Consider the following 12114-nt stretch of genomic DNA (forward strand, 5'->3'; position numbering starts at 1 on the left):
TTTTTTTCTCCCTCCAAAATCAATTTGTTGTGCTAGATCAAAGTGCAATTTATTCCTTAGGTTATGATGAAGAAAACCAAGGAGCACAGCATGACGACAGACCAATTATCTACCCTGCTTAAAGATAAACAAACTGAACTGAGTCAACGAATTACTGCCATAGAAGCAGACTTTAAAAAAGGTCGTTCTGCTGATTTTTCTGAACAAACGACGGAATGCGAAAATGACGAAGTGCTTGATGGTATCCATCATGAAGCTAAGAGAGAATTATCTTTGGTAACTCAGGCGATTAAACGTATTGAAGATGGCAACTATGGTATTTGCCAGCAATGTGACGAACAGATTAACCCTGATCGCCTAGAAGCTTTACCTTACACGACGACTTGTATTGACTGCGCTAAATAAAAACGAGGGATAATAAATGACACTTGAAAAACATGATTTACACCATGAATTTCCTGAATTTAAAGATGAAATCCGCCATTTAAAAATGAACGATGCACATTTTGCTCGACTTTTTACGGAATATCATGAACTGGATCACGAGGTACATCGCATTGAAACAGGTGCAGAAAATACCTCTGACGATTACCTTGAGACACAAAAAAAGCAGCGTTTACTGCTTAAAGACCAACTGTTTTCTATGTTGAAAAAAGCAAAAACTGTCGCGTAACTTTGTTGCCCCAACGACATGATTGCACTACTTTTGGCTGATAGCTTGCTATCAGCCTTTTTTTATTTCTGTTTTTGGCGACTTGGCTCAAATTCGTCATAACGAGGTAAAACCGCATCCATATCTTCCCAATTGCCCTTAGAACCTACAAAAATATGAGCGCCGGGCTTTTCGGCAATATCAGAATCTAACAAGCCTAACCTAACACGCACGCGACTTGGGTCGTCTTGATTTTCGCTGTAAATAGGCGAACCACACGCGGTACAAAAATGTCTAAAACGTCTCGGTTTGAAGGAAAAGTGAGACATAGCATCTGCGCCCTTCACAACCAAAAATTTATCAGCATCAACAAACCCATTAGTCGCGTAAGCCGTGCCGCTATTTTTTCGACATAACGAACAGTGACAGTGAATGATTTCGCTTATCTCACCAGTAATTTCTACTTGTATTGCTCCACACAAGCAACTTCCCCGATACATACTTTTTTAACCCTCTTTAACACTATTGATAAATTCAACAATGTTAGTGACTGCCTTGTCATAACATTGATTATTATTGATGACCGTATCTGCAACGGCCCTCGTTTGTTCAAAGGTACTTTGATATACCTGATGTAAATAGTCTTGATAACTCGCCAAATACTTTAACACTTGGCCTTTGTTTAATGCAGATACACGTTTTAGTCGCCGTTCAATAACCCGAGATAAACAAATCGCTAACGGTACATCTAACAAAATAGTTTTATCGATCAATGTCGACACCTCATCTCGGCAGGTACCAAAAGGTTCTTCAACCAACAATAAGCCTTCACTGGTTTTAATATGATGACGAATGGCTTTGGCAAATCTGGGGGTTTTAATTTGATTAACATCTGCCCCGTCGACAAACCATTGTGTCATGTCCTGAGGGTACGTATTTTTGTCAATATAATCGTCAAAATGTAAACATTTACAAGCAAAATGTTTAGCAGCAGACTTTACAATGCTTGTTTTGCCGCAGCCTGAAATACCAGCTATGGCAATCACTAAAAGTTTTGTCATTTTATTTGGTACAACTCTAGTGGTAAATCATCAGGATCGTTGAAAAAAGTAAAACGTTTATTTGTGTACTCATCCGTTCTTATCGCTTCACATTCAACATCATTTGACCTTAGCCAATTAACAACCTCGTCAATATCGTTAACTTTAAAAGCTAAATGTCTCAGCCCTTGAGCTTCAGGATAGCTAGGCCTCTTGGGAGCATTAGGAAATGAAAATAACTCGATTTGACTACCATCTGGTAACGCCAAATCCAATTTATAAGAATCGCGCTGTTCACGATAGTGTTCAGCGATAATTTTTAGCCCCAACACTTGTGTATAAAAAGCTTTTGAACGCTGATAGTCACTACAAATAATAACAACATGATGAGTACCTAATAACATTAACTGCCACCATCACCGGCAACAGTAACGCTAGTTGCTGCAACAATGGCAGCTACACTGGCCGCACTTGCTGCATTATTCTGGTCTGACATCGTAGTAACATTTTGTTGCCCAGCAATAATGCAAGCTCCGTAACCTAATCCTTTTAAATCATTTTCCCAAATAATTTCGCCATTGGCAGCAGATAAACAAAACAAGTGGCCGTATGCATAGGCATATACATTATTATCTTCATAATACACATTCGTTAAATCGGCACTTTTTAATTTAGTCCGCCAAATTTCATTGCCTGATGACTTCTCGATACAAACCACATGCCCTTTTATGCCTACATATAAATTTTCCATGCTTTTACCCTTTTATTATTTTCAAAGTACGACAAAGCCAACCATTATTTGGTTTGTTTATCATTGACGATTTTATCGGTGTCAATAACGTGCCAAACAATTAGAATTTATACTACTCACTTTGCCGCTATTTAGTGCGTATTACAAGGCAATCGACTAAAATTAATAGTGTTATATTTAGAGGTAGTAAAAATGGCAAAGTCGCTTTGTAAGTGGAAGAAGAAAGACATCGAGAAAAGCTTGCACGAAATAGCGCATATTGTTGATAAACCGAGATTTGCATGTAAAGATTGCGCAAGAGCGGCGCACTCAAAAGGCTTTTTGTGTAAACCGCTAAAATTACCGCTTACACATCCGGAGTAAACAATCATGCTTTCAATCAACAACACTATGCCCCAAGGTCAATTCCAGCAGCGCATCAATAATGAAACGATTACCCATAATTCACTAGAGTTTTTTGCAGATAAAACCGTCGTACTTTTTGCCCTGCCTGGCGCATTTACCCCAACCTGTTCGGCCAGTCATCTACCTGGTTTTGTTACTTTGGCAGATCAGTTTTTTGATAAAGGGGTAGATGTTATCGCTTGCCTTTCGGTTAATGACGCCTTTGTCATGGATGCTTGGGGGAAAAGCCAAAACGCCGAACATATAGCTATGCTTGCAGATGGTGACGGTAGTTACACCAAGTTATTAGGCTTAGGTAAAGAAACAGGTACTTTTGGTGGATATCGCTCACAACGTTATGCAGCGGTGATTAAAAATGGCGTAGTAACACACTTAGCCATTGAAAACGCTGGAGAATTTGAAGTGAGCTCTGCGCAAGCTCTACTTGAAAAGGTATAACAAACAATAACAACAATTGTTATCACTATTACATCGTTGATTTTATTAGTTTTTATTTGAACACTTAGATCAAATAAGGCAAAATATAGCGGTTAAATTTTATCGAGGGTTAATATGTTAAAGTCAGATATGGTTGAAAAACTCAACGAGCAAATAAACTTAGAATTTTATTCTTCAAACTTATACTTACAAATGAGTGCTTGGTGTGAGGAAAAAGGGTTTGAGGGCGCAGCCGAGTTTATGCGTAAACACGCCATTGAAGAAATGGGCCATATGAATCGACTTTTTACTTATGTTAGTGAAACTGGTGCCCTACCCATTCTAGGTGTAATTGATGCGCCTCCACATGAATTTTCATGTTTAAGTGAAGTGTTTGAAGAAACCTACAAACACGAATGTTTAGTCACAGAGCGTATAAACCAACTGGCACATACGGCATTCACTACGCAAGATTATTCAACGTTTAACTTTTTGCAATGGTACGTTGCAGAGCAACACGAAGAAGAAAAGCTATTTAAAGGCATTTTGGATAAAATTGAACTTGTTGGTAATGATGGCAAAGCATTGTTCTTTATTGATAAAGACTTAGCAGATTTAGCCAAAAGTGGTTCACCAAGCATTATGACCAACGCAGGTGTTTAACAAACACAAGTAAACCATTAAAGCCAGCGATTAAAGCTGGTTTTTTTATGCTCCCAAAAAGCATTTCATTCGCAAATAACGGGTTAAACTTTTATAATTCGCCGACCCTCATTTCAACGAGTAAACAAGTGGAAACAACTGAAGTATTGATCATTGGTGCAGGTGCAGCGGGTTTAATGTGCGCAGCAACGGCCGGTTACCGTGGTAAACAAGTTACCGTGGTAGATATGGGTAAAAAACCTGGACGTAAAATATTGATCAGTGGCGGTGGTCGATGCAACTTTACCAATGAAAATGCCACACCAGATAACTACTTGTGCCAAAACCCTCATTTCGTAAAATCAGCCCTTGGACGCTACTCGGCACAAGATTTTATCGAACTTGTAGAGCGTCATGGCTTAAACTATCACCATAAAACCTTAGGCCAATTGTTTTGTGATGATAGCGCTCAAGATCTGGTAGACATTTTATTAACTGAATGCGAATGGGCAGGTGTACAGCTTGAATTACGAAGCGAAGTCACCTCAGTCTGCAAAAACGACAACGGTTTTTTTGTTACCACGACCAGTAAAAGTTACCAATGTGAAACTCTTGTCGTAGCTTCTGGCGGTTTAACAATGCCTAAGCTAGGTGCCACACCTATAGGTTATAAAATTGCAGAACAGTTTGGTTTGAACGTTTTACCCACCACTGCAGCTCTTGTGCCATTTACCCTACACGATCACGATAAAGAACGTTTTGATGGGTTATCTGGCATCAGCATCGCAACAACTGTCACCAGTGAAAACAAGGTGACATTTAGAGAAAACATTTTATTTACACACCGTGGTTTATCTGGCCCAGCTATATTGCAAATATCCTCGTTCTGGCAAGCGGGTCAAGCAGTCACAATTAATTTATTGCCTGACTCACCAATAGAGACCCTGATCAATGATTGGCGAAACAGCTGTGCGCAAAAGTCATTGAAAAACATGTTATGCACAGTTTTGCCAAAACGCTTTATTGAAGCAATGGTCAGCCAACATGAAATTATCGATAAAGCCATCAACCAAATAAGTAAAAGCGAGGTTCAAGCACTGAGCGAATACTTACATAAATGGCAAATTAAGCCAAATGGAACAGAAGGTTATCGAACGGCAGAAGTTACCCTTGGTGGGGTAGATACAGATGAACTCTCGTCTAAAACCTATGAGAGTAAAAAAGTAGAAAATCTGTATTTTATCGGCGAAGTGATTGATGTGACTGGCTGGCTTGGAGGATATAACTTCCAGGCCTGTTGGAGCCAAGGGGTCGCCTGCGGACAAGCAGTTTAACTTTTGTGAACTAACAAGTTGACTTGAATGCAGTTTTTAGCAAAAACAGTCATTTATTAGTTTATTTAGTCATTAGCCACATAAAAACAATTAACTCTATCTAGTTGATTAAAAAGCCATTTTAATCGTATCTTGTACTGGCTCATATTTTGCTGATTACCGTTTTTGATATGGTAATCAGCAAAGGGAATAAATATATGGGAAAAGCACTACCAGCGGCATTATTTAGTGCACTTGTTTTAATGGCATGCAGCCAAAAAGAATCAAAAACTGTTCACGTTGATAACACTCAAGCTAAGCAAGAAAGATTAACACACACTTTTGATACTATCCGCAACCAAGTTGACTTTATGGGCAGTGTTGCTGTTATGCATTCGGGCAAGGTTATTTTCGCTGACAGTTCAGGCTTAGACGATATCAATACCAATACAAAATCAACGACACAATCTAGCTATTTAATAGGTTCAATATCCAAAACTTATACTGCTACTCTCGTTCTTAAAGCTGTTGATGAACAAAAGCTTACACTGGAGCAAACTGTCGAAGGTTTTTTCCCAACACTTGAAAATGCACACCTGATTAGCATAAGAGCTATGCTAGATCACAGTAGCGGTATTGCTAACTACACAAAAAAAGGACAAGGTTTTTTTAACTACCGAATTGAAAATCAAACTAGAGAGGTAATGCTTAATAGAATTTTGGCATTAGGCAGTGACTTTACACCAGGCACGAATACTAAATACAGTAACTCCAATTATTATCTGCTTGCGCTTATTCTAGAAAAAGTTTACCAACAAAGCTTTGATGAGCTGCTTCGAGAAAAAATAACAATACCATTAGGCCTAAATCATACCCAGCAGGCTCAACAAAATAGACAAACACAAGATTCGTATACCTATAAAGATGGTCAATGGTCTTTGTTTCCAGCATCACATATGTCTGTTGCTTTAGGAGCGGGAGCAATCAAGGCAACACCAACTGAAGTCGCGACTTTTTATAACGCCTTATTTACTGGCCTGATCATACCTATGTCACTAGTTGACACTATGACTCAAACTCAAAATGGTTTTGGATTAGGTATCAAACCCGTCGACTTTTTTGACCAAAAAGGTTTTGGACACGGTGGCACTTTTGACGCATACAACGCAATAGCGGCATATTTTCCACAAGAAAAAATGACCATAGTTTTAGCATCTAATGGTTCTAATGATAACTTTCATCACATCTATCAACAGCTGCTTAAAAGCTATTTTAACCAAACATTAATAGACATACCTGTCCCCAAACACGAGATACAAGAATTGGTTGGTTTATATCAGTCATCACCTGACGACCCGTACGCAGTAAAACTGATTGATGTTGATGGTAAAGTCGCCCAACAATTCCCTGACGGCTACACTCAAGTACTCAGATACGAGGGTCAAGGCCGCTTCGTTTACGATCAAGCTAATGCTGAGCCAGTCTATTTTACTATTTCAGAAAATGGTAAAAAGCTGACCGTGCAATTAGGCTCTCATCCTGTCGAAGGCGAAAAATTTAAAGTAGTGCAATAATTTACATGATTAGAAAAAGCGTCGGTAAAAGCGCTTTTTCATTTGTATCGTGTTGCTTAATAATATCTATTGAAGTTTGGGAAGCGTTATCGTAACGATTAAACCAGGGTGATTATCAGCAAACTCAAGCTGTCCTTGATGCAGCGTTATAACGGCCTTGACTAAACTTAACCCAAGGCCTGTTCCAGCTAATGTTCTACTCTCATCGCCTCGGAAAAATCGCTCAGTTAGTTTGTTGATATTTGCTGGGGTAACGCCTGCCCCACTATCTGCGACTGTTATGTGGACATGTTGCCTATTCTCTACAACAACTGACACTTTACTTCCTTCTGGTGCAAATTTAACTGCGTTATCCACAACGTTGCATATTGCTTGGAACAACAGTTGTTTATCAGCATTGACTATCACATCGTGACAGGTGAACTCCATTAAGACTTTTTTATCATCAGCTAACGGTTCATATAGTTCAACAACATCTTGCACTATGGTTGAAACCGCTACTGGTGACAATTTAATCATTTGCTTTCCAGATTCTAATATCGATAACCTGAGCAATGCATTAAAAATAGTAACTATATGGTCTATTTCTTGGTGTGCCTCATGCAATTGTTGGTCTAGGTTATCGCTTTGTGACGAGAGCGTTTCTAATTTACCTTTAAGTCTAGTCAATGGTGCCCTTAAATCGTGAGCGATAGCATCGCCTGTACTCCTAGCGTCTTCCATTAAAGTTTCTATTTTATTTAACATGCTATTTAAGTTGCACTCTAGCTCGTTAAAGTCTTTTGATGACGAAGAAGAAGGCAGGCGTAGTGAAACATCGCCAGATCGAATAATTTGTGAAGTTAATTGATTGATACTTTGCAATCGACGCCGAATAATCACGCCCCATATCAAACTCAACACTGCAGCAATTGTCACTGAACCTAGAAAGAGACCAGCCAATAATATAGGGTTGTCTTGCTTTTCAGGTGCCTGCCAGATAGCAACATACAAGGTAAAACCATCAGGTAAATTGGTTAAATGATGAAGAAAATTAACAGAGGACTTTCCCGATACATGATCAAGCTCAGCTTTAGTCATTTCATGTAAATAATTGCTGAAAGTTTTATCTAAGTTAGATGTGACAAAGTTTCCATGTTGATCTTTTATCCCAACATAAACATTAGTGGCAAGCTCAGCATATTCCCTTTCAACGTTGTTAATGCCTCCAGTGTAAAATGCTGTCGATATCTTTTCACTGATCTGGCTAATTGGTGCTTGATCTAACTCGTTGTCGTTTAGTACCAACGGAGTTACAAGTACCACCAACACTAAGGTTAATGCAAAACTTAACAACCATGTTTGATGGGTAATAGATAATTTTAGCATGTGACTTTACCCATCAATAAAATAGCCACTGCCTCTTGCAGTTTGTAGCAGCTTTTTTTCGTGGCCTTTATCTATTTTTGCGCGCAAACGACTCATATGAACATCAATGACATTGGTGGCTGGATCAAAGTAATAATCCCACACTTTTTCAAATAACATAGAACGTGTGACAACTTGTCCTTTATTTTCCATCAGATAAGCTAGCAATTGAAACTCTTTGGTCTGAAGTGAAATGGTATGACCCGATCGGGTTACCTTACGACTATTTAAATCCAGTTGTAAATCGTCGATTTGTAGTAATGTATCATTGTTATAGGTATGTTTACTTCGTCGATTTAACACTTCGAGTCGAGCCTGCAGCTCAATAACAGAGAAGGGCTTCTCAAGATAATCATCTGCGCCAGCTCTTAAACCAACAACCTTTTGATCAACTTCAGCCAAAGCACTTAAAAATAGAACAGGTGTATCATTTTTAGATTCTCGAAGAACTTTCAAGATAGTAAGCCCATCTACATTAGGCAACATACGGTCTAGTACGATAACGTCATATTTTTCGGTAGTTGATAAAAAAAGAGCATCTTTGCCGTCATGTGTTTGGTCAACTATGTGCCCTGCTTCTTTTAACGCTTTGGCTACATAAGTCGCTATTTCTATATCATCCTCGACGACTAAAACCTTCATTTTGTTCTTTTCCTCAAGAAAGCTAAAACCATCAATCTATAGGTTTTACCGCTCTTTCGCCACTATAGGCGTGTATTGGGCATAGGTAAACTTCCATTCTTTCGCCACTCGTTTAAGCACAAAAATAGCGTGCATTGAAAACAACGCAGTATCGCTGTTCTCTGTTTTAAACGTTTCCTTCAAGGTTATATGTGCCATATTATCGACGTAATTTACGTTTACTAGGCTCTTTTCAATCACGGGAATAAAGTTAGTTTTATTTTTAGCCTGGTAGTATTCCAACACCATAGGTTTAGTATCAAACTCCCCTTTTGGTGAGATTTCGACAAACTCGTCCGCTAACAAGTTATCAAGTGCCACAGGGTCAAATGAGGTTTGTGCCAAAAAAAGTTCATCAACACGATTGACCAGTTCATTTTCAATTGAGCTTTTGGCACTGCAAGTGAATGACAGTATTAACGCCATAACAATAATAAGATTTGATAGTTGCATTGTAATATCCAACAATAAAAAATTTAATGGACATCAAAAGTAGCACAGTAAAGGTTGCAACAACCTTGCTCGTACATTAAAAAAAGTTAATGTTAATGTGTCAATTGAGCAAGGCTGAAAGGTAACTAACAAGCCTATTTTAAGTGGAATGTCTTAATTCGCCAGTTTAGTAATTCGCCGACATAAACCTTGCCATCTTTATCATCCACCGCTAAACCATGAGGAAAGCCCAACTGATTTTGTTTTTTACCCCACTCCCCATATCTTTCCAGCAGTTTTCCTTGATAAGAAATTTTATTAATGGTTCCCGTTCTTGCATCGGTAATCATTACGGAACCTTGTTCATATCCCTCAATTTCATAGGGATAACCTATATCTTGCCATTGAGATAAAAACGTACCTTCGGTGTCAAATAGCTGTATGCGAGCATTTTGGCGATCGGTTATATAAAGTGTATCCTTATGATCAATATGAATGGAATGTGGGAAGTTAAATTGACCTGTTTCCTTTCCTTTTTCACCCCAAGCTTTGACAAAGTTTCCGCCTGGATCAAATTTAACCATACGAAAATTTCCGCCATCAGCTACATAAATATTCCCTTTGCTGTCTAAGGCAACATCGCTCGGAGCATTAAGCAATAGCAATTGATAACCATTATCGTACCAGCCGCTTCCCGGTGAGTTTCTGCGGCCTAAAATCAGTTTAACTTCACCTGTTTGATCAAACTTAATAACTTGATGAGTTGATTGATCAGTCGTCCAAATGTCACCATTTTTATCCACAAATAAGCCATGTGGTGTAGTAAACAGTCCCACACCAATTTCCCTACTCAGCTGTCCCGTGGCACTGAAAATGAGTAACGGATGTTCACCACGATTAAAGACAACCATCTCCCCAGAGGGTAAAAACTCAAGTCCGGCAACTTCACCTAAATACCAGTTTTCAGGTAAGGTTAAATTAACATTCGTAAACTCAACTTCATTGGCGCTTGTCGTTTTATGTTGCGCCATCATGAATATCGACATCGCTATTAGCAAATACCCCCTGACAGGTTTAATCGTTAAGTCAAAAGCAACGGTGGCTATTAATTTACGCATTTATTCTCTCCTTATATTGTCATTACCATTATCAAGGGCATAATACTTCCTATAAAGCTCCATATATGAAGAAGAGAAGTTCCCAAATGGAAACAATAGAAAAAGAGTTGTTTTATCTATTGAAGGTGTTTTGCGCCGTCGTGGAAGAAAATAGCTTCACGGCAGCAGCGAACAAGTTAAATGTACAAGGTCCCGCGGTGAGCAAAGCCATCGCACGATTAGAATCACAGTTGGGTAAGAGACTTTTAAACCGCTCGACTAGAGTGCTGGAGCTTACTAATGTTGGACACCTGTTATTTCAACGAGCACAACAGCAGCTGATTAACCTTGATAATACCTTAGCGCAGGTTGCAGCATTTGAAAGTAAGCCAGAAGGAGTATTAAAGTTGACAGCAACGCCTTCCATTGGAAATTACCTTGCTGAATACCACTTGATGGCTTTCTACGAAAAATTTCCAGAAATCCACTTGGATATCAAACTGTCTAACGATGTTATTCAGCTACCCTCACAGCATTTGGATTTAGCACTAAGAAGCAGTAACCAATTGGAAGACTCACAATTAACAAGTCGCCCCTTATTTAAAGCACAACGAGTTTTAGTTGCTAGTCCTTCATATATTAAGGCCTTTGGCTGCCCTGTCTTACCGACGGAATTAAATAAACATCAATGCTTAGTGTTTAAACACGACAAAACGTTAAACCAATGGCCTTATGAGCAACAGGAAATAAAACATCAATTATCCTTAAATACGACTTTACAAAGTAATGATTACGCCATCATCAAGTCGTTATGTCGCCAAGGAATGGGCATTGCGAGGCTTTTTGATTATCAAGTAATTGATGAAGTTAAAGCCAAATCACTAATCCCTATATTGGACAACTATGATTGGGGCAGCCAAACTATTCACGCTGTTTATCACGGTAAAATGAAAGACTCACCAAAGCTCGAAGTTTTTCTATCCTTCTTAGCGACAACCATAAATGAGCAATAGCATTTATTTTGCGTATTTCCCCTTTGTTGGTTCAAAAGCAATGATCTCTATAGAGGCAAGATTATTTTTGATGAAAGGGTCTTGTTGAATGATATCTTCTACCTGTTCACGTGTAACTTTATGAGCAATGATAACGCCACCATTTTTACTTTCATTTGGACCAGAGGCAATAAACACGCCCTGCTCATAGTGATTGTCCAAATATTGGTAGTGTTCCTCTAAAAAAGGTAAAACTTGTTCACGTTCAACCAAGTATGTCAAAGAGATAACAAACATTTTAATTCCTTCATTGCTAACAAGTGTCATCTAATGTCCTATAGAAAATATATTAATATATTATGACTATAAAACGCCAGTTCGTTCTCTTGCCTTCTTTAGCACATTACATAACCTAATGTTATTTTAAGTTAACCCAAAGATTCCAATATTCTGCCTGTGCCCTAATTAATACTTTTAGATACTGTTTTAGCCAATATTTAACCTCATGATCTTTTATAGCGTTCTCTATCAATAGTTTTTTATTTATATCAGGTGCAGCATTACTTTCCATCGCCTTGTCCTTATGATTAGGTTTTCATCTATTTTCTGTGTATTAAATTTACATATCCAACGATAAGAATTAATCTAAAACATAAGGCAAACTTATATTATGACCATGTAACGCAAAACAAGGGATTAAAAGAGGCATAT

General features: G+C 38.4%; 17 protein-coding genes. 7 read left to right on the plus strand and 10 right to left on the minus strand.

Translation table 11 applies throughout. The features are described 5' to 3' along the window. The first annotated feature begins 90 nt into the window (after positions 1 to 90). Complete coding sequence (locus tag IE199_RS15775; RefSeq protein ID WP_189772444.1) at positions 91 to 405, plus strand: TraR/DksA family transcriptional regulator; 315 nt, start codon at positions 91 to 93, stop codon at positions 403 to 405. A gap of 16 nt (positions 406 to 421) precedes the next feature. After that, positions 422 to 673, plus strand: a complete 252-nt coding sequence (locus IE199_RS15780; RefSeq protein WP_189772446.1) for an HP1242/YdcH family protein — start codon at positions 422 to 424, stop codon at positions 671 to 673. 62 nt (positions 674 to 735) lie between these two features. Here IE199_RS15780 and IE199_RS15785 read toward each other — a convergent pair whose 3' ends face one another. From IE199_RS15785 to IE199_RS15800, 4 genes are read right to left on the minus strand one after another with little or no spacing between them, the layout of a single operon-like run. Further along, the gene (locus tag IE199_RS15785) at positions 736 to 1152 is read right to left on the minus strand and encodes a GFA family protein (RefSeq protein WP_189772448.1); all 417 of its coding nucleotides are present in this window, start codon (positions 1150 to 1152) and stop codon (positions 736 to 738) included. Positions 1153 to 1158: 6 nt separating this feature from the next. Then, the gene (locus IE199_RS15790; RefSeq protein ID WP_189772450.1) at positions 1159 to 1713 is read right to left on the minus strand and encodes a nucleoside/nucleotide kinase family protein; all 555 of its coding nucleotides are present in this window, start codon (positions 1711 to 1713) and stop codon (positions 1159 to 1161) included. Beyond that, positions 1710 to 2096 (minus strand): SMU1112c/YaeR family gloxylase I-like metalloprotein, encoded by a 387-nt coding sequence (gene gloA2, locus IE199_RS15795; protein ID WP_189772452.1) that lies wholly within the window; start codon positions 2094 to 2096, stop codon positions 1710 to 1712. Before gloA2 ends, IE199_RS15790 begins: the two co-directional genes overlap by 4 nt. Then, positions 2096 to 2443, minus strand: a complete 348-nt coding sequence (locus IE199_RS15800; protein WP_189772454.1) for an outer membrane protein assembly factor BamB family protein — start codon at positions 2441 to 2443, stop codon at positions 2096 to 2098. The genes gloA2 and IE199_RS15800 overlap by 1 nt, the downstream gene beginning before the upstream one ends. A 369-nt stretch (positions 2444 to 2812) precedes the next feature. On the opposite strand from IE199_RS15800, the gene IE199_RS15805 reads away from it, so the two are divergent. From IE199_RS15805 to IE199_RS15820, 4 genes are all read left to right on the plus strand, one after another. After that, positions 2813 to 3286: a peroxiredoxin gene (locus IE199_RS15805; protein WP_189772456.1), complete on the plus strand. Its 474-nt coding sequence runs from the start codon at positions 2813 to 2815 to the stop codon at positions 3284 to 3286. 114 nt (positions 3287 to 3400) lie between these two features. Beyond that, positions 3401 to 3928 carry a non-heme ferritin gene (gene ftnA / locus IE199_RS15810; protein ID WP_189772458.1) on the plus strand — a complete coding sequence of 176 codons (528 nt, stop codon included), beginning with the start codon at positions 3401 to 3403 and terminating at the stop codon, positions 3926 to 3928. A 47-nt stretch (positions 3929 to 3975) separates the two neighbouring features. Then, positions 3976 to 5241 (plus strand): BaiN/RdsA family NAD(P)/FAD-dependent oxidoreductase, encoded by a 1266-nt coding sequence (locus IE199_RS15815; RefSeq protein WP_189772459.1) that lies wholly within the window; start codon positions 3976 to 3978, stop codon positions 5239 to 5241. Between the two features lie 197 nt (positions 5242 to 5438). Further along, on the plus strand, positions 5439 to 6794 hold the full coding sequence (locus IE199_RS15820; RefSeq protein WP_189772461.1) for a serine hydrolase domain-containing protein: 1356 nt from the start codon (positions 5439 to 5441) through the stop codon (positions 6792 to 6794). A gap of 66 nt (positions 6795 to 6860) precedes the next feature. Here the strand turns inward: IE199_RS15820 and IE199_RS15825 are convergent, their stop codons facing one another. From IE199_RS15825 to IE199_RS15840, 4 genes are all read right to left on the minus strand, one after another. Next, entirely contained in the window at positions 6861 to 8162 is a 1302-nt protein-coding gene (locus IE199_RS15825; RefSeq protein WP_189772463.1) for a sensor histidine kinase, read from the minus strand. 6 nt (positions 8163 to 8168) lie between these two features. Then, entirely contained in the window at positions 8169 to 8843 is a 675-nt protein-coding gene (locus tag IE199_RS15830) for a response regulator transcription factor (protein ID WP_189772465.1), read from the minus strand. A 45-nt stretch (positions 8844 to 8888) separates the two neighbouring features. After that, entirely contained in the window at positions 8889 to 9335 is a 447-nt protein-coding gene (locus tag IE199_RS15835; protein ID WP_189772467.1) for a nuclear transport factor 2 family protein, read from the minus strand. Between the two features lie 134 nt (positions 9336 to 9469). Beyond that, positions 9470 to 10432, minus strand: coding sequence for a peptidyl-alpha-hydroxyglycine alpha-amidating lyase family protein (locus tag IE199_RS15840; protein ID WP_189772469.1), 963 nt, complete (start codon positions 10430 to 10432; stop codon positions 9470 to 9472). Between the two features lie 86 nt (positions 10433 to 10518). Here IE199_RS15840 and IE199_RS15845 point away from each other — a divergent pair, with 86 nt between their 5' ends. Further along, a complete protein-coding gene (locus tag IE199_RS15845) occupies positions 10519 to 11424 on the plus strand; it encodes a LysR family transcriptional regulator (protein ID WP_189772470.1) in 906 nt (301 codons plus the stop codon). 3 nt (positions 11425 to 11427) lie between these two features. On the opposite strand, the gene IE199_RS15850 is transcribed toward IE199_RS15845, so the two are convergent. Both IE199_RS15850 and IE199_RS15855 read right to left on the minus strand, forming a co-directional pair. Further along, complete coding sequence (locus tag IE199_RS15850) at positions 11428 to 11730, minus strand: YciI family protein (RefSeq protein WP_189772471.1); 303 nt, start codon at positions 11728 to 11730, stop codon at positions 11428 to 11430. 91 nt (positions 11731 to 11821) lie between these two features. Then, the gene (locus tag IE199_RS15855; RefSeq protein WP_189772473.1) at positions 11822 to 11974 is read right to left on the minus strand and encodes a hypothetical protein; all 153 of its coding nucleotides are present in this window, start codon (positions 11972 to 11974) and stop codon (positions 11822 to 11824) included. Positions 11975 to 12114: the final 140 nt, after the last annotated feature.

This window comes from Thalassotalea marina (genome assembly GCF_014656435.1).
Lineage (GTDB): Bacteria > Pseudomonadota > Gammaproteobacteria > Enterobacterales > Alteromonadaceae > Thalassotalea_C > Thalassotalea_C marina.